This is a genomic window from Micromonospora parva (genome assembly GCF_040649675.1).
Classification (GTDB): domain Bacteria; phylum Actinomycetota; class Actinomycetes; order Mycobacteriales; family Micromonosporaceae; genus Micromonospora; species Micromonospora parva.
The window spans coordinates 137,622-155,292 of the sequence record NZ_JBEZFX010000004.1 but is presented as its reverse complement, the minus strand read 5'-3'; the positions used below and the strand labels follow the sequence as shown (position 1 = coordinate 155,292).

Annotated in this window: 12 protein-coding genes and 1 pseudogene; 8 read left to right on the top strand and 5 right to left on the bottom strand. The window is 72.0% G+C overall.

Annotated elements, in window-relative coordinates:
* Positions 1-3: 3 nt before the first annotated feature.
* Both AB0C03_RS11945 and AB0C03_RS11940 read right to left on the bottom strand, forming a co-directional pair.
* Positions 4-1,302 (bottom strand): DUF58 domain-containing protein, encoded by a 1,299-nt coding sequence (locus tag AB0C03_RS11945; protein ID WP_030334538.1) that lies wholly within the window; start codon positions 1,300-1,302, stop codon positions 4-6.
* Position 1,303: 1 nt separating this feature from the next.
* The gene (locus AB0C03_RS11940; protein WP_030334536.1) at positions 1,304-2,356 is read right to left on the bottom strand and encodes an AAA family ATPase; all 1,053 of its coding nucleotides are present in this window, start codon (positions 2,354-2,356) and stop codon (positions 1,304-1,306) included.
* A gap of 404 nt (positions 2,357-2,760) precedes the next feature.
* Between AB0C03_RS11940 and leuS the strand changes: the two genes are divergently transcribed.
* A complete protein-coding gene (leuS, locus tag AB0C03_RS11935) occupies positions 2,761-5,601 on the top strand; it encodes a leucine--tRNA ligase (RefSeq protein WP_357636414.1) in 2,841 nt (946 codons plus the stop codon).
* Positions 5,602-5,766: 165 nt separating this feature from the next.
* Here leuS and AB0C03_RS11930 read toward each other — a convergent pair whose 3' ends face one another.
* Genes AB0C03_RS11930 through AB0C03_RS11920 form a run of 3 tightly spaced genes read right to left on the bottom strand, consistent with a single transcriptional unit; the run spans position 5,767 to position 8,403 of the window.
* On the bottom strand, positions 5,767-6,450 hold the full coding sequence (locus AB0C03_RS11930; RefSeq protein ID WP_036411969.1) for a TVP38/TMEM64 family protein: 684 nt from the start codon (positions 6,448-6,450) through the stop codon (positions 5,767-5,769).
* Positions 6,447-7,166 (bottom strand): type 1 glutamine amidotransferase, encoded by a 720-nt coding sequence (locus AB0C03_RS11925; RefSeq protein WP_030334533.1) that lies wholly within the window; start codon positions 7,164-7,166, stop codon positions 6,447-6,449. Before AB0C03_RS11925 ends, AB0C03_RS11930 begins: the two co-directional genes overlap by 4 nt.
* The gene (locus AB0C03_RS11920; protein WP_030334532.1) at positions 7,156-8,403 is read right to left on the bottom strand and encodes a MurT ligase domain-containing protein; all 1,248 of its coding nucleotides are present in this window, start codon (positions 8,401-8,403) and stop codon (positions 7,156-7,158) included. Before AB0C03_RS11920 ends, AB0C03_RS11925 begins: the two co-directional genes overlap by 11 nt.
* A 355-nt stretch (positions 8,404-8,758) precedes the next feature.
* Between AB0C03_RS11920 and mraZ the strand changes: the two genes are divergently transcribed.
* From mraZ to mraY, 7 genes and pseudogenes are all read left to right on the top strand, one after another.
* Entirely contained in the window at positions 8,759-9,190 is a 432-nt protein-coding gene (mraZ, locus tag AB0C03_RS11915) for a division/cell wall cluster transcriptional repressor MraZ (protein WP_030334529.1), read from the top strand.
* A gap of 206 nt (positions 9,191-9,396) precedes the next feature.
* A pseudogene (gene rsmH, locus AB0C03_RS11910) lies at positions 9,397-10,507 on the top strand (16S rRNA (cytosine(1402)-N(4))-methyltransferase RsmH).
* Positions 10,497-11,102, top strand: a complete 606-nt coding sequence (ftsL, locus tag AB0C03_RS11905) for a cell division protein FtsL (RefSeq protein WP_030334527.1) — start codon at positions 10,497-10,499, stop codon at positions 11,100-11,102. The pseudogene rsmH and the gene ftsL overlap by 11 nt, the downstream one beginning before the upstream one ends.
* A 3-nt stretch (positions 11,103-11,105) precedes the next feature.
* Positions 11,106-13,313 carry a penicillin-binding transpeptidase domain-containing protein gene (locus tag AB0C03_RS11900; protein WP_357636409.1) on the top strand — a complete coding sequence of 736 codons (2,208 nt, stop codon included), beginning with the start codon at positions 11,106-11,108 and terminating at the stop codon, positions 13,311-13,313.
* 52 nt (positions 13,314-13,365) lie between these two features.
* On the top strand, positions 13,366-14,928 hold the full coding sequence (locus AB0C03_RS11895; RefSeq protein ID WP_030334523.1) for a UDP-N-acetylmuramoyl-L-alanyl-D-glutamate--2,6-diaminopimelate ligase: 1,563 nt from the start codon (positions 13,366-13,368) through the stop codon (positions 14,926-14,928).
* A complete protein-coding gene (locus AB0C03_RS11890; protein ID WP_030334521.1) occupies positions 14,925-16,322 on the top strand; it encodes a UDP-N-acetylmuramoyl-tripeptide--D-alanyl-D-alanine ligase in 1,398 nt (465 codons plus the stop codon). Before AB0C03_RS11895 ends, AB0C03_RS11890 begins: the two co-directional genes overlap by 4 nt.
* On the top strand, positions 16,319-17,443 hold the full coding sequence (gene mraY, locus AB0C03_RS11885) for a phospho-N-acetylmuramoyl-pentapeptide-transferase (protein WP_030334519.1): 1,125 nt from the start codon (positions 16,319-16,321) through the stop codon (positions 17,441-17,443). Before AB0C03_RS11890 ends, mraY begins: the two co-directional genes overlap by 4 nt.
* Positions 17,444-17,671 lie beyond the last annotated feature (228 nt).

The following is a 17,671-nucleotide window of genomic DNA, read 5'->3' as shown; positions in this document are numbered from 1 at the left end:
CGTTCATCGCACACCGCCGGCGACCGTCTCGGCCAGCGCGGCCCGCATGGCGAACCCCTGCGCACCCCGGCCGGCCTGCGGCCACAGCGCCGGTAGCCGGCCGCCGTGGTCGACGCCGACCACCCGCCAGCCACTCTGCAACATGGCGAGGACGGCGGCGGCGTGCGCGTGTTCCGCCTCGGCGCGGGCCTTCTCGGGCAGGCTGAGCCAGGTGGAGCTGTTCAACAGGAAGCCGACGCAGGTGGCGTTGTTGCCCCGCAGCCCGGCCAGCAGCTCCGCCTCGGCGACGCTGACAGTGCCGAACAGGCCGATGATCAGACCACCGTCGGAGCGCTGGCGGACCCGCTGCACGAGGCCGGTGACCTCGGCACGCTGATCCAGTCGTACCTCGGCGAGGTGGTCGAGCAGCGCCCCGTCCCCGCCGGCCTCCGAGGCGTCCACGTCCGCCCCCGCGCCGGTGACCAGCCGCAACTTGTAACCGGCCTGCCGCAGGTGGACGGCGATGCTCGCGGCGGCCGAGACCGCCCACTCGAAACTGGCCGTCGGCCCCTCGCCGCGGTGGCCGTACGCCCGGGTGTCCAGCACGACGGTGGCGCGGCTCTCCCAGGGCTGCTCCTCGCGGCGCACCATCAGCTCACCGGTGCGGGCGGTGGACTTCCAGTGCACCCGGCGCAGGTCGTCGCCGCGCCGGTACTCCCGGGTCGCCGCGTCGTCCTCGCCGTGCACCGCCACCGAGCGGGCCCGGCTGTCGCCGCTGCCCGCGTACTCCCCGGGGAGCCGGACCGACGGCAGCGGGGTGACCTGCGGGATGACCGTCAGGTGGTCGGTGCTGGGGAACGAGCGGGTGAGCTCGCAGAGGCCGAACGGATCGGTCATCCGGACGACCAGCGGGCCCACGTCGTAGCGGCCCCGCACGTCGGCCCGCACCGTGTACGCCACGGAGCTGGCCTGGTGCGCGCCGAGCCGCTCCAACACGACCCGGGGCCGGCTGCCCAGCGCGTAGGGCAGCCGGTCCTCCAGGAGCAGGGTGCCGGTCGGCAGCCGGGACAGGTTCTGCAGGCGCAGCACCACCCGGGAGTTGGCCCCGACCGGAACCCGGTGCGGGTCCAGCGAACGGTTGCAGGCCAGCTTGTAGCGGCTGCGCCCGACGTAGGCGGCGGCCAGCAACGGCAGGATGGCCAACAGCACGGCCACCCGCAGCAGGTCCTTCTCGCCGAGGATGCCGGCCGAGATCGCCGCCGCGACCGCGGCGGCGAGGAAGGACCGCCCGCGGGTGGTCAGCCCGCGTAGCCCGGCACGCACGTCATGGCCTCCGCGGCTCGTAGGGCGCGCGGCCGTTTCCGGTGGCGGGCCGGGTGTCGTACGGGTTGCGCTGCCGGTCGTGGGGGAGCGGCAGGCGGTGCACCAGCTCGGAGACGATGGCGTCGGTGGTGCGTCGGGCGAGCTGCGCGTCGGCGGTCGGGATGATCCGGTGGGCGAGCACCGGCACCGCCAGGGCCTGCAGGTCGTCGGGGAGGACGTAGTCGCGGCCCTCCAGGGCGGCCACCGCGCGGGCGGTGCGCAGCAACTGCAGGGTCGCCCGGGGGGACGCGCCGAGCCGCAGGTCGGGGGCCTCGCGGGTGGCGGTGACCAGGTCGATCGCGTACTGCTTGACCGCGTCCGCGACGTGCACCTGCCGGACGGTGGCGATGAGCTGCCGGACGATGGCCGCGTCGGAGACCGCGCGCAGCTCGTGCAGCGGGTCGGTGGCGCCGTGACCGTCGAGCATGGCCAGCTCGGCGTTGGAGTCCGGGTAACCCATCGCGATGCGGGCGGTGAACCGGTCGCGCTGCGCCTCCGGCAGCGGATAGGTCCCCTCCATCTCGATCGGGTTCTGGGTGGCGATCACCATGAACGGGGTCTGCAGCTGGTACGTCACCCCGTCGACGGTGACCTGCCGCTCCTCCATGCACTCCAGCAACGCCGACTGGGTCTTCGGCGAGGCCCGGTTGATCTCGTCGCCGACCACCAGGTTGGCGAACACGGCGCCCGGACGGAACTCGAAGTCGTGCGTCTCCTGGTTGTAGACGCTGACCCCGGTGACGTCGCTGGGCAGCAGGTCGGGGGTGAACTGGATGCGCCGCACCGTGCAGTCGATGGACCGCGCGAGGGCCTTGGCCAGCTTGGTCTTGCCGACACCTGGGACGTCTTCGATCAGGAGGTGACCCTCGGCGAGCAGGACGGCCAGGGCGAGCCGCACGGTGGCGGTCTTACCCTCGATGACCTGCTCGATGTTGGCCACGATGGCCTCGCTGGCGGCGCGGAACTCGTCGTGCGGCAATAGGCCGCCCACCTCGTCCCAGGTCTGTTGTGTCACGGGCCTCCTCCTCGTCGCCGTCACGGCAGCTCTGCACAGAGAGCACCTGGACCCGCCGTTGGGTTCGCGACGCCGAGCCTCGTTTGCCGCAGGAATCTCACTGGTCTCTCAGGCTAACCATGTTTGTCGTTATCGCCGACCCCCGCAGGTAGTCCGTCGGTTACGCACCGATTTTCGCCAGCTCGGGGGAACGGCTTCGAGCCGCCCGGGGGCCGGCAGGACGAACCGTGGGCGAGGTACACTGCGGGGCATGGCCGGAGTCTTCCTGCTTCTTACCGGGCCGTGCTGATGCGCTGAACGCAGCGACAGCACGGCGGCCCCTCCTGCGCGAGGGGCTTTTTTGTGCCCGCCGCCGGCCCGGCCCGGTGGTGCCGAGACGAAGCGAAGCGAAGCGAGGAGAGACGATGAGTGAGGCAGCCGCACCGGCGGGCGACATTCCCCCGTTCCGGTACACTGCGGCCCTGGCCGACGAGATCGAGATCCGTTGGCAGGACACCTGGGCGCGCGAGGGCACCTTCCACGCACCGAACCCGACCGGGCCGCTGGCCGACCCGACCCACCCGCGCGCCGGCGCGGAGAAGCTGTACGTGCTGGACATGTTCCCGTACCCCTCCGGTGCGGGCCTGCACGTCGGCCACCCACTGGGCTACATCGGCACCGACTGCTACGCCCGTTACCAGCGGATGGCCGGGCGCAACGTGCTGCACGCGATGGGCTTCGACGCGTTCGGTCTGCCCGCCGAGCAGTACGCGGTGCAGACCGGCACCCACCCGCGCACCACCACGGTGGCGAACATCGAGCGGTACAAGGCGCAGCTGCGCCGACTGGGTCTGGCGCACGACGAGCGGCGTTCGGTGGCGACGATCGACACCGACTTCTACCGCTGGACGCAGTGGATCTTCCTGCAGATCTTCAACTCCTGGTACGACCGCGACGCCGCGAAGGCCCGGCCCATCGCCGAGCTGATCGCCGAGTTCGAGGGCGGCAACCGGTCCACCCCGGACGGCCGCCCCTGGGCGGAGCTGAGCGTCGCCGAGCGCCGGCAGGTCGTCGACGACCACCGGCTGGCGTACGTCTCGGAGGCGCCGGTGAACTGGTGCCCAGGGCTGGGCACCGTGCTGGCCAACGAGGAGGTCACCGCCGACGGTCGCTCCGACCGGGGCAACTTCCCGGTCTTCAAGCGCAACCTGAAGCAGTGGAAGATGCGGATCACCGCGTACGGTGACCGGCTGCTGGACGACCTGGACAGCCTGGACTGGCCCGAGCCGATCAAGCTGATGCAGCGCAACTGGATCGGCCGCTCGCAGGGCGCGCACATCGACTTCGCCACGGCCGGGGCGCCGATCCGGGTGTTCACCACCCGGCCGGACACCATCTTCGGCGCCACCTACATGGTGCTGGCGCCGGAGCACGAGCTGGTCGACACGCTGGCGCCGACCAGCTGGCCGGCGGGCACGCGAGACGTCTGGACCGGCGGGCACGCCGGCCCCCGGGAGGCCGTCGAGGCGTACCGGAAGGCGGCAGCCGCCAAGACCGACGTCGAGCGGCAGTCCGACAGCAAGGAGAAGACCGGCGTCTTCATCGGCGCGTACGCCACCAACCCGGTCACCGGCGGGCAGATCCCGATCTTCATCGCCGACTACGTGCTGGCCGGCTACGGCACCGGCGCGATCATGGCGGTGCCGGCGCAGGACGAGCGGGACTGGGCGTTCGCCGAGGTCTTCGAGCTGCCCATCGTGCGGACCGTGCAGCCGTCGGAGGGCTTCGACGGCAAGGCGTACACCGGTGACGGCCCGGCGATCAACAGCGCCGCGCCCGAGCGCGGCCTGGACCTGGACGGCCTGGGGGTCGCCGACGCCAAGGCGGCGATCATCGCGTGGCTGGAGGCGAACGGACACGGCACCGGCGCGGTGACCTACCGGCTGCGCGACTGGCTGTTCTCCCGGCAGCGCTACTGGGGTGAGCCGTTCCCGATCGTCTACGACGAGACCGGCGCCGCGATCGCCCTGCCGGAGGAGATGCTGCCTGTCGAGCTGCCGGAGGTGGAGGACTTCTCCCCGAAGACGTTCGACCCGGACGACGCGGCCTCCAACCCGGAGACCCCGCTGTCGCGTCGCCGCGACTGGGTCGAGGTGGAGCTGGACCTGGGCGACGGGCCGAAGCGCTACACCCGCGAGACCAACGTGATGCCGCAGTGGGCCGGCTCCTGCTGGTACGAGCTGCGCTACCTGGACCCGAGCAACTCCGACCGGTTCGTGGACGCGGAGAACGAGCGCTACTGGATGGGTCCGCGCGGCGAGGGCGACTGCGGGGGCACCGACCTGTACGTCGGCGGCGCCGAGCACGCCGTGCTGCACCTGCTGTACGCGCGCTTCTGGCACAAGGTCCTGTTCGACCTGGGGCACGTGTCGTCGTTCGAGCCGTTCCGCAAGCTGTTCAACCAGGGCATGATCCAGGCGTACGCGTACACCGACTCGCGCGGCAGCTACGTGCAGGCCGAGGAGGTCTTCGAGCGCGACGGCGCCTACTACCTGGGCGACCTGGCGGTGAACCGCGAGTACGGCAAGATGGGCAAGTCGCTGAAGAACGTGGTGACCCCCGACGAGATGTGCGCCGCCTACGGCGCTGACACCTTCCGGGTGTACGAGATGTCGATGGGCCCGCTGGAGGTGTCCCGCCCCTGGGAGACCCGGGCGGTGGTCGGCTCGTACCGGTTCCTGCAGCGGGTCTGGCGGGCCGTTGTCGACGAGCAGACCGGTGCCCTGCGGATCACCGAGGACCCGGCCGACGAGGCGACCCGCCGGCTGCTGCACAAGGTCATCGACGGGGTCCGTGGCGACATGGACGGCATCCGGTTCAACACCGCCATCGCCAAGCTGATCCAGCTGACCAACGGGCTGACCGGGCTGTCGGCGACGCCCCGCGAGGTCGCCGAGCCGCTGGTGCTGATGGTGGCGCCGTTCGCCCCGCACCTGGCCGAGGAGTTGTGGCGCAAGCTGGGCCATGACACCTCGCTGACGTACGCGGACTTCCCGAGCGCCGACCCGGCGTTGCTGGTGGCCGACACGGTGACCTACCCGGTGCAGGTCAACGGCAAGGTTCGTGGCCGCATCGAGGTCGCCGCCGACGCCGCCGAGGAGACCGTCCGCGCGGCGGCCCTGGACGCGGTGGCCGCGACCCTGGGCGGCAAGGAACCCCGCAAGGTCATCGTGGTCAAGGGCCGCATGGTCTCCGTGGTCGCCTGACCCGCACCCCGTCCCCGCCCCGCGTCGCCCTGCCCGCGTCGCCCCGGCCTCGTCGCCCCGGCCTCGTCGATCTTGCACTTTCGGATGTCGTTTCGCCCGTCGCAGCACGGTATGTCGGGACAGGAACTGCAAGATCGGCGGGGCTGGGGGTGGGGTGGGGTGGGGTCAGGGTTGGGTGGCGCGGCGGCGGCGTTCGGCGCGCCACCACTGGTGGATGAGCACCAGGCTGGCGATCAGGCCCAGGCTGGCCGGGGCGGCGGCGTACCAGTTGACCTCGCCCGGGGAGCTGACCGCCGCACCGATCGCCGCGTAGCCGAAGGCTGTCGGCGCGGACGCGATCACGCTGCCGGCCAGGAACGGCAGCACCCGGGCGCCGGTCGTGCCGTAGCCGTAGCTGACCAGCCCGAAGCCGGCGATCGGCAGCAGCCGGACGGTGACCACCCCGAGCACGCTCTGCCGGGCGAACCAGCGGTCGAGGCGGGCCAGTCGACCGCGGACCCGTTCGGCGACGAACTCCCGACCGAGCAACCGGCCGACGGTGAACCCGATCGCCGCGGCCAGCAGCGCGGCGCCCAGTGCGTACCCGGCGCCCTCCAGGGGGCCGAAGATCGCGCCCGCGGCGAGCGTGATGAAGGTCCGGGGCACCAGCGCCACCAGCAGCAGCGCGCCCCCGAGGATCGCCGCCACCGGGGCCAAATCGCCCAGCCGGTCGGCGACCAGCGGCAGCTGCTCCGGATCCGGGTGGGGCACCAGCAGCAGCAGTAACCCGCAGGCGCCGATCAGCAGCACGAGCAGGGCGAACCGGACGGCCGACGGCTGCCGGAGCAGCCGCCGGACGGCGCGGATCATGCCCGGGCGGCGGCCACCGCGGAGCGGCGCTCGTTGCGGAGCCGGTCCGACCAGGTGTCGTCCAACGGCGGGAGCTGGTGCGCCCCGGTGGCCCAGCGCAGCAACAGGTCGGCCAGGGCCGGGTTGCGAGCCAGCGCCGGGCCGTGCGAGTAGGTGCCCAGGAGCTTGCCGCGCCACGCGCCCTCGGTGGCGCCGTCGTTGCCCACCCCGGCGGTGACCCGGGCCAACGGCGAGACCTCCGGACCGAGGTGGGTGCGACCGCCGTGGTTCTCGAAGCCGGTGAGCGGGGGCAGGCCCAGCCGGGGGTCGATCTCGCCGGCCAGCTCGCCCACGGCCCGGGTCTCACCCCGGTCGGACTGCAGGTCGAGCAGCTCCAGCCCGCGGCACTGCACGCCCTTGGCGAAGAACGACGTGCCGAGCAGTTGGTAGCCGGCGCAGACGCCGAACACGACCGAGCCCTGGGCGACAGCGCGGTGCAGGCCGCCGTCGGCGAGCAGCCGCTGGGCGCCCAGCGCCTGCGGGCCGTCCTCGCCGCCGCCGACCAGGTAGATGTCGGCGGTCGCGGGCAGCCGCTCATCCGAGCGGACCTCCAGCACCTCGACCGGCATCCCGCGCTGACGGGCCCGACGGGCGAGGATCAGGGCGTTGCCCCGGTCTCCGTAGGTGGAGAGCAGGTCGGGGTAGATCCAGACGATGCGCAGACTCTCAGATGACACGGTCCAACTCCGCTCGGATGTCCTGGAACGCGGTGTAGTTCGCGATGACCTCCAGCCGCCCGGGCGGGACCGCCCGGAGCGCGTCGTCGAACGTCCGGACGTGCTGGAACGGGACGTCGTTGACGTCCAGCCGCACCGCCAGGTCGTACGCCCGGTCGCCGGTGATCAGCACCTGCCGGCCCCGGAGCGGGGCGAAGTCGACGTCGTAGAGCCAGGAGGTGTCCATGCCGTCGGGGTCGCGCGCGTTGATGGAGAGCAGGGTCGGCGCTTCGTCGGCCATGTCGAACGCCTCCAGCCAGCTGGCCGGGTTCTTGGCCAGCAGCAGCCGGATGTTGCGCCCGTCCTTGTCGACCTGCGCGTAGCGGCCGGCGACCGAGGTGACGATGCCGAGGCGGGACACCGCGTCGACCGGGCGGACGCCGAACTCGGCCGCCACCGCCAGCGCCGTCGCCGCGTTGCCGAGGTTGACCTTGCCGGGCAGCTGGAGGGAGACCTTGTGCCAGGCGCCGCTGGGGTCGAGCACGCCCTCGTCCTCGACGACCCAGTGCGGCTCCGGTCGCCGTAGCGGGCAGCCGGTGCACCACCACTGCTCGCCGGAGCGCTGGATCGTCGAGCCGCACTCGGGGCAGACCCAGGAGTCGTCGTGCCAGCGCTGGCCGGCGCTGAACCACGTCACGTGCGGCGGCTTGATGCCCCGGGCGGGGTCGCCGGGCGGGGTGGCGGCCCACACCACCAGCGGGTCGTCGGCGTTGGCCACCACCCGTACGTCGGTGTGCCGGACCAGCGCCGCGCGCCAGAGCTGCGCCATCATGGCGACCTCCTTGGCGCGGTCGAGCTGGTCGCGGGAGAGGTTCAGCAGCGCGACCACGTGTGGCTCGGTCGCCTCCAGCACCTGGGCCAGATAGTGCTCGTCGACCTCCAGCACCGCGTACGGGGTGCTGCCGGCCTTGGCCAGCGCCGAGGTGTGCCCGCTGGGCATGTTGGCGCCGAACGAGTTGGTGGCGACCCGGCCGAGCACGCCGACCGCGGCGGAGGTCAACCGGGTGGTGGTGGTCTTGCCGTTGGTGCCGGAGACGAGCGCGATCGCGCGCCCGGCCGACAGGTGGGCCAGCAGGTCCGGGTCGATCTTCAGGCCGATCCACCCGCCGATCACCGAACCGTCGCCACGGCCAGCCGCCCGGGAGAGCGCCGCGGCGGTCCGTGACACGGAGCTGGCCACCTTGGCCCGTAGGGGCATTTTCGCGTCCGTCACGCGAGCGAGGTTACCGGACCGCTGGCCCCACCAGATCGCCGCCGACGGTGAACCGTTCGGCCGTGGTGGCTGCGCGGGCGGCCGGGTCGGCGTCCCCCGGACGGAGTCGATCTATGTCGGAAAGCGGACCACGCCGAGGGGCGGCCGGCGCCCTCCACTCCGCTCCACCCCTCGTGACGTGCGGTTTTGCCCCCGAGTAAGGCGCGCCGCGCGGGTGAATTTGGTTGCGGGTGGAGGGAAGTGGAGTAGAGTGGGGACCAATGGTGAGGCCGGGAGGGCTCACCGGCCCGGGGGGTCAGCGGCGCCGCGAACGCCGCTCAAGGGCGAGGGGGTTGGGCCGATGTTTCTCGGCACCCACACTCCGCGCCTGGACGAAAAGGGCCGGTTGATCCTTCCGGCGAAGTTCCGGGATGAGCTGGCGGGGGGTGTCGTGGTCACCAAAGGGCAGGAGCGCTGCCTCTACGTCTTCCCGACTCCTGAGTTCCAGCGGATCGCGGAGCAGTTGCGCGCACAGCCGATGACACACAAGGCGGCCCGGGCCTACAGCCGGGTCTTCTTCGCCAGTGCGCACGACGAGGTTCCGGACAAGCAGGGTCGGGTGACCATTCCGGCCCACCTGCGCGCCTACGCCGCACTCAACCGCGAGCTGGTGGTGATCGGCGCGAGCACGCGGGTGGAGATCTGGGACAAGGTCGCCTGGGAGACCTACCTCGCCGAGAGCGAAGACGACTTCGCCGACATCGAGGAGGGGGTGCTGCCCGGCGGTCTGTAGGGCGGTAACGGCGCCCGACGTACTGCGAGATCTCCAGCCGCTTTCGAGTTCCTGGCATCACTTCCCCGGTGCCAGGCGCACGATCCAGTCACTGGGCGACGGTCCGGTGTCAGGCGGGAGCGGATGGGGATCTGGCGGTACGACGGCAGCGCCGTCCGACGACAGGCGCACGACAAGAACGGACGTTTCAACCAGTGGGGGTCAACATGGGGGAGTTGCGCGGCACGCACGTGCCGGTGCTGCTCGAGCGGTGCCTCGAGCTGCTGGCCCCCGCGCTGGGTCGAGGCGGCCGGACGGTCTACGTCGACGCGACGCTCGGCCTGGCCGGGCACGCGGAGGCGGTGCTCGAGGCGCATCCGGAGACGGTCCTGATCGGGCTCGACCGGGACACCGAGGCGCTCGCTCACGCGCGGGTCCGGCTGGCCCGGTTCGCCGATCGGGTGCACCTGGAGCACGCCGTCTACGACGAGTTGCCGGACGTGCTGGAGCGGCTGGGCTATCCGGCCATCGACGGCATCCTGTTCGACCTGGGTGTCTCGTCGTTGCAGTTGGACGCGCCCGACCGCGGGTTCGCGTACGCCCAGGACGCGCCGCTGGACATGCGGATGGACCAGACCCGGGGGGTGACCGCCGAGGAGGTGGTCAACACGTATGCGCATCCGGATCTGGCCCGGGTGCTGCGGGTCTACGGCGAGGAGAAGTTCGCCGGTCGGATCGCCTCGGCGATCATCCGGCAGCGGGAGCGGGCCCGGATCACCTCGTCCGCGCTGCTGGCGGAGCTGGTTCGGGACTCCATTCCGGCGCCAGCCCGACGAACGGGCGGTCACCCGGCAAAGAGAACGTTTCAGGCTTTACGGATCGAGGTAAACAGAGAGCTGGCAGCGCTGGAGACAGCGTTGCCATCCGCACTCGACGCACTGACCGTGGGCGGTCGCATGGTGGTCCTGTCCTACCACTCGCTGGAGGACAGGCTCACCAAGGCGGCCCTCACGGACCGGGTCCGCAGTAAGGGCCCGATTGACCTCCCGGTCGAGCTTCCCGGGTCCGGTCCGACGTTCCGGCTGCTCAGCCGGGGCGCCGAACTGCCCGGGGAGGCGGAGGTCGCCGCGAACCCGCGGGCCGCCTCGGTGCGGCTGCGGGCCGCGGAGCGACTCGACCCGAACGCGACAGAGCTTGGGCGGACCGACCGCGAACGGTCCCGCCGACGGGTGAAGGGAATGCACCAACCGGGCACGGGGTCCGCCTGATCCGTGGGGGGTCAGGGGCACCGGGACGGCTAGAGGGACGGATGTTGAGGGGGAGGGACATGAGCATTGACAAGCGCGACCGCCGGGACGTCACCGGCGGCGGGCAGCGCGCACCGCGGTCGGGGGGCCGGATCGCGGCGGAGCGGGCTCCACGCCTCGGAAACGGTACGCCACGCATCGATCGAGTGAACCGGCAGGGGGAGACTCGCGCCCGGGGGGCACGCGAGTTCCCGACTCAGGGCACCGCCGCGCTGCGTCCGGTCGAGAAGGCCGGCAGTGCGACCGTCGCCCGCCCGCCCCGGTTGCGGGTGGCGCCGCCGCCGCCGATCTCGGTGCCGCGTGCGCCGTTCGCGGCGCTGATCGTGGTGCTGGTGGTCGGCGGGGTGCTGGGCATCCTGGCGGTCAACACCAAGATCAATGAGAACGCGTTCCGGTTGGAGCGGTTGCAGCAGCAGCAGGCTCGACTGGACCTGGAGAAGCAGCAGCTGGACAAGCAGATCGCCGAGGCCGAGGCGCCGGGCAACCTGACCGCCGAGGCGCGGCGGCTGGGTCTGGTCGACGCCGGCGAGCCCGGCTACATCCGGCTGCCGGACGGCAAGACCCTCGAGGTGCCGCAGCCGGCCAACGGCCAGCCGTCGGTGACCAGCCAGGGTGCGGGAGGCTGACCGGTGCCACCAAGGTCGGACGAGCCGCGCCGGGACCCTACGGGGTCCCGGCGCGGTTCTGCACGTGATGCCAAGCCCGTCGACGGCGAGCCGCGCACCGGCGAGCCGGGCATCGGGGGCATCTCCGGCGCGCGCGCGTACACCCCGAGGGGTCGCACGGTCCGCGAGGAGCGCGGCACGCCGACCCGTGGCCAGGGTGCCGAGCAGCGGCGTACGCCGCGCAGCACCCGTTCCGGTGACCCGTTCCGGCCGGCGTTGCAGGTGCTCGACGGCGGCCGGGCCGCCGCCCGTTCCGGCCGGCGCGACGCTCCGGCCGCCGGACGCGGTGGGGTGGTGCGGACCGTCGTGCCGCGTACCCCACGGGGTCCCGGTGGGGACGAGCCGCCGCCGCGTCGCCGCACCACGCCACGCGCGCCGCGTCGCACCGACCGACCGGCGGCCCGGCGGCCGTCCCGCAAGCCGCGACGCCCACCGAAGCTCGCCGACTCGCGGCTGCGGCTGCGGCTGGGCACCGTGCTCGCGCTGACCCTGTTCGCCGTCATCGGGATCCGGCTGATCTTCCTCCAGGCGGTCGACGCTCCGGCGTACGCGGGGGGTGGCGTCACCGACCGCACCCGCACCGTCGAGCTGCCGGCGCCGCGCGGCGCGATCTACGACAGCACCGGCGCGCCGCTGGCCCGCAGCGTCGAGGCGCGGTACGTGTACGCCGACCCGACCAAGGTCGAAGATCCCGCTGGCACCGCGAAGGCGCTCTCGCCGCTGCTCGGCATCCCGGTGTCGAAGCTGATGGAGCTGATGAGGCCGCGCAAGCTGGAGAACGGCATCGCGTCCACGTTCGCCTACCTGGCGCGGGGTGTGGAGATCCCGACCGCCAAGCGGGTGCAGGCGCTGGAGCTGCCCGGTATCGGGGTGCACCGCGACGAACGTCGCGACGTGCCCGGCGGTGACCTGGCGGCCAACCTGATCGGCTTCACCAGCCAGGACATGGACGGCCTGGAAGGGCTGGAGGCCCGCTACGACGACGTGCTCGCCGGGCAGGACGGCAAGCGGGTGTACGAGGCCGGCCTCGGCGACCTCGGAGCGCCGATCCCGGGCGGCTACAGCCGGACCACTCCCGCCAAGCCGGGCAGCTCCCTGAGCCTCACCATCGTTCGTGACCTGCAGTTCCGCACCCAGCAGATCCTCAGCGCGGGCATGGCCAAGGTGCCGGGCGGCACCGGCGCCGCCGTGATCATGGAGATTCCCTCCGGCGCGGTGCTGGCCCAGGCCAGCAACCCCACCTACGACGCGGCGAAGCCGCTCCCCAGCGACCCGGTCGCCCGGGAGGACGCCGCGACCAGCTTCGTGGTCGACCCGGGCTCGGTGCACAAGGCGATCACCTACGGCGCGGCGCTGCAGGAGGGGGTGATCACCCCGGACACCACGTTCCCCGTCGCCAACGGCATCAAGATGGGCGACACCTGGTTCCCCGACACCCACCCGGCCGACGGCAAGCGGATGAGCATCCCGGGCATGCTCGCCTACTCGTCCAACGTCGGCGCCATCACTGTCGCCGACCGGCTCGGCCGGGACCGGCTGATCGACTACCAGAAGCGGTTCGGGCTGGGTAAGCCCACCGGTGAGGGGATGCCCGGGGAGGCCAGCGGGCGCCTGTTGCCGGCCGATGAGTGGAGCGGGTCGTCGTACGGGTCGGTGCCGATCGGGCACAGCGTCGACGCCACGCCGCTGCAGATGACCGCCGCGTACGCCGCCATCGCCAACAACGGCACGTACGTGCAGCCGCACCTGGTCAAGGAGGTGATCGGCCCGGACGGCAAGCGCACCCCCGCGCCGGCCCCGGTGACCCGCTCGGTGCTCAGCCCACAGAACGCGGCGGCCCTGCGCACCATGCTGGAGGCGGTCACCACCGTCGACCGCGCCACCGGTCTGACCGCCGCCGTCCCCGGTTACCGGGTGGCCGGCAAGACCGGAACCGGGTGGCGGCTGGTGAACGGCAAGAAGCAGCCCGGTGAGGTGTCCTCCTTCATCGGGATGGCTCCCGCCGAGAACCCCCGGTACGTGATCTCGGTCTTCGTGTACGCACCCAACAACGGGGGCGCGGCGGTCGCCGGGCCGGCGTTCCGGGACATGATGCAGTTCACTCTGCGTCACTACCGGGTGCCACCTTCCGCCGCCGGATCCGCGCCCAAGTTTGTGGTCTATCCGCGCTGAGCAGCAATGGCGGGACATCATCGGTGAGTGCCGACGAACCACCGGGGCGGCTGTGCGGCCGGAACCGGACGACCGGGTAGGGTCTGACGCCGTGCCCGGCAATCCACGTCCACGTACCGTGACCGGAGTTCGGCTCGGTGATCTCGCCATCCGGCTCGCCGTCGACCTCCCGGCGGACGCCGCCGCGGTGGTCGTCACCGGGGTCACCCACGCCAGCCAGGAGGTCCGCTCCGGCGACCTGTACGCGGCGCTGCCCGGTGCCCGCCGGCACGGTGCGGAGTTCGCCACCGGTGCCGCCGAGGCGGGTGCCGTGGCGGTGCTGACCGACCCGGCGGGCGCGGAGCTGGCGGCGCAGAGTGGTCTGCCCGCCCTGGTGGTGCCCGACCCGCGCGCCGTGCTCGGCGAACTGGCCTCGGCCGTGTACGGCGACCCGACCGCCGGTCTCACCGTGATCGGGGTGACCGGCACCGCCGGCAAGACGTCCACCGCGTACCTGATCGAGTCGGGGCTGCGGGCCGCCGGGCACACCACCGGGCTGGTCGGCACGGTGGAGACCCGGCTCGGTGACCTGGTGATCGACAGTGTGCGCACCACCCCCGAGGCGACCGACCTGCACGCCATGCTGGCCACCGCGCGCGAGCGTGGGGTCACCGCCGTGGTCATGGAGGTCTCCAGCCACGCCCTGGCCATGGGCCGGGTGGGCGGGGTGCGGTTCGCTGTCGGGGGCTACACCAACTTCGGCTCGGACCACCTGGACTTCCACGCCGACAGCGACGACTACTTCGCCGCGAAGGCCCAGCTCTTCGACGGGCGCTGCGCCGTCGAGGTGCTCAACCACGACGACCCGGCGTTGAAGCCGCTGCTCAAGCCGGGCACCGTCACCTATTCGGCGGCCGGTGACCAGGGTGCGACCTGGTGGGCCGACGGGGTGGGCGGCGAGGGGTACGCACAGCGGTTCACCGCGCACGGCCCGGACGGGGTGGCCCTCTCCGCCGGTGTCGCGCTGCCCGGTCGACACAACGTGGCCAACGCGCTGCTGGCCATCGCCGCGCTGGTCGGCGCCGGGGTCGACCCGGTGACCGCCGCGGCCGGTGTGGCCGCCTGCGGTGGCGTCCCGGGCCGGCTGGAGCTTGTCGACGTGGCCGCGCCGGTGCGCGGGGTGGTCGACTACGCCCACAAGTCGGACGCGATAGTGGCCGCACTGGCCGCGTTGCGCGAGTTGAGCGCCGGCCGGCTGATCTGTGTGATCGGCGCCGGCGGGGACCGGGACCGGGGCAAGCGGCCGGTGATGGGTGCCGCCGCGGCGGAGGGAGCCGACGTGGTGCTGGTGACCGACGACAATCCGCGTACCGAGGACCCGGGGGAGATCCGCGCCGAGGTGCTCGCCGGGGCGTACCGGGCCGGCACGTCCGCCCGGATCATCGAGGTGGCGGGCCGCCGTGCCGCGATCGACGAGGCGGTCCGGCTGGCCGAGCCGGGCGACGTGATCGCGCTGCTCGGCAAGGGACACGAGCGTGGCCAGGAGGTGGCGGGCGAGGTGTTTCCGTTCGACGACAGCACCGAGTTGGCCGAGGCCCTGCGGGCCCGCTTCGGGGACCTGGCGGGCCAGCGGTGATCGCGCTGAGCCTGGCCGAGGTGGCCGCCGCTGTCGACGGTCGGCTGGTGTCCGCCGACCCGGACGTCACCGTCACCGGTTCGGTGGAGTTCGACTCGCGCAAGGTGGGCCCCGGTTCGCTCTTCGTGGCCTTCCCGGGGGAGAAGGTCGACGGGCACGACTACGCTCAGACGGCGATCCAGGCCGGCGCGGTGGCGGTGCTCGGCAGCCGCGAGGTGCCCGGGGTGCCGATGGTGCTCGTCGACGACGCCCTGACCGCGATGGGTCGACTGGCCCGCGCCGCGGTGGACCGGCTGCCCGGGCTGACCGTGATCGGCGTGACCGGTTCGTCCGGCAAGACCACCACGAAGGACCTGATCGGTCAGCTGACCGCCCGGCTCGGGGCCACCGTGGCACCGCCCGGCTCGTTCAACAACGAGCTGGGCCACCCGTACACCGCGCTGCAGGCCGACCGGGACACCCGCTACCTGGTGATGGAGAAGGGCGCGCGCGGGGTCGGGCACGTGCGGTACCTGTGCGAGCTGGTGCCGCCCCAGATCTCCGTGGTGCTCAACGTCGGCACCTCGCACATCGGTGAGTTCGGCTCGCAGGACGCCATCGCGCAGGCCAAGGGCGAGCTGGTCGAGGCGCTGCCGCCGGACGGGCTGGCCGTGCTCAACGCCGACGACCCCAGGGTCGACGCGATGGCGGGCCGTACGCGGGCCCGGGTGGTCCGCTACGGCGAGGCGCCCGACGCCGACGTGCGCGCCGAGGACGTCACGCTCGACGAGCGGGGGCACCCGTCGTACACCCTGGTCACGCCGGAGGGACGCGCGCCGGTGCGGCTTCGGTTGGCCGGCCGTCACCAGGTCGGGAACACGCTCGCGGCGGCGGCGGTCGCCCGGGAGCTGGGTATGCCGCTGGCCGAGCTGGCCACGGCCCTGGGCGAGCTGGGGTTGGTCTCGACCCGCCGGATGGACGTCTTCGACCGTCCCGACGGGGTGACCGTGATCGACGACTCGTACAACGCCAACCCGGCCTCGATGGCGGTGGCGGTGCGGGCTCTGGCCAGCATGGGTCAGGGGCGGCGTACCGTCGCGGTGCTTGGTTACATGGCCGAGCTGGGCCCGTTCGAGTACGACGGCCACGCCGAGGTCGGCCGACTCGCGGCCGAGCTGGGTGTCGACCGGCTGCTCGTGGTGGGTGAGCCGGCTGCGCCGATCCACGAAGGCGCGACAGCGGTAGCGAACTGGGGAGGAGAGTCGGTGCTGCTCACCGATCAGGCGGCGGCCGTCGAGGTGCTGCGGAACGAGCTACGACCGGGTGACGTCGTCCTGGTCAAGGGTTCCCGGTACCGGACCTGGGAGGTGGCCGACGCCCTGCGCGCCGACGCCGACGGGGAGTCGATTCGATGAGGGCGGTCATCGTCGCCATCGGGGTGGCCTTCCTCGTCTCGCTCTTCTGCACCCCGATCGCGATCAAGGTGTTCACCCGGCTCAAGGCCGGTCAGCCGATCCGGTCCGACGGCCCCGCCATGCACCAGGGCAAGAAGGGCACGCCCACGATGGGCGGCGTGGTCTTCATCCTGGCCACGGTGATCGCGTACGTGGCCGGGCACCTCGCCCTGACCACCCTGCCGGACCAGCAGATCGCCCAGGTGGAGCCGACCATCACCGCCCTGGTGCTGCTGGGTCTGATGGTCTTCTCCGGCGCTGTGGGTTTCCTCGACGACTTCCTCAAGGTGCGCAAGCGCAACAGTGCCGGGCTGAACAAGCGCGGCAAGTTGCTCGGGCAGATCCTGGTCGGTGCGGTCTTCGGGGTGATCGCGCTGTGGTTCCCGAGCACGATGACCAACGGTTCGGGTCTGGCGACCAACACCGAGACGGTGGGCAGCACCACGCTGAGCTTCATCCGGGACATCGACTTCCTGGAGGTCAGCAAGGTCGGCGCGGTGATCATCTTCATCTTCGTGGTGATGGCGGCGACGAACGGCGTCAACCTCACCGACGGTCTGGACGGTCTGGCCACCGGCGCGTCGGTGATGGTGCTCGCCGCGTACGCGCTGATCGCGTTCTGGCAGTACCGGCACTGGTGCGCCGACCCGAACTACACCCAGCCGTACTGCTACGAGGTCCGCGACCCGTTGGAGATCGCGCTGATCGCCGGGGCGGCGGCCGGGGCCTGTGTGGGCTTCCTGTGGTGGAACACCTCTCCGGCCCGGATCTTCATGGGTGACACGGGGGCGCTCGGGCTGGGCGGTCTGATCGCCGGCATGGCGATGTCCACCCGCACCATCCTGCTGCTGCCGATCATCGGCGGACTCTTCGTGATCATCACGATGTCCGTGGTGATCCAGATCATCTCCTTCAAGACCACCGGTAAACGGGTGTTCCGGATGTCTCCTCTGCAGCACCACTTCGAGTTGGCCGGCTGGAGTGAGGTCAACATCGTGGTGCGCTTCTGGATCATCGCCGGCATCGGCGTGGCCATCGCCCTGGGCCTGTTCTACAGCGAGTTCCTCGCCAACATGACCTGACCCGGCCCCGCCCCCGCCCCCTCTCACCCTCTCACCCGTCGATCTTGCAGTTTCGGTTGACGAAACATCCTTTCACGGGTGTTTTGTCGGCACAGAAAGTGCAAGATCGACGTGGGTGGGCGGTGTCGTGGGAGTGCGGTGGGGCGGGTTCGACACGCCCGGTGGGGCGTTGTGGGGCGGTGGGGCGTGTTCAGCGGTGATGATGTCGGGGTGGGGGAGGAAATCGGC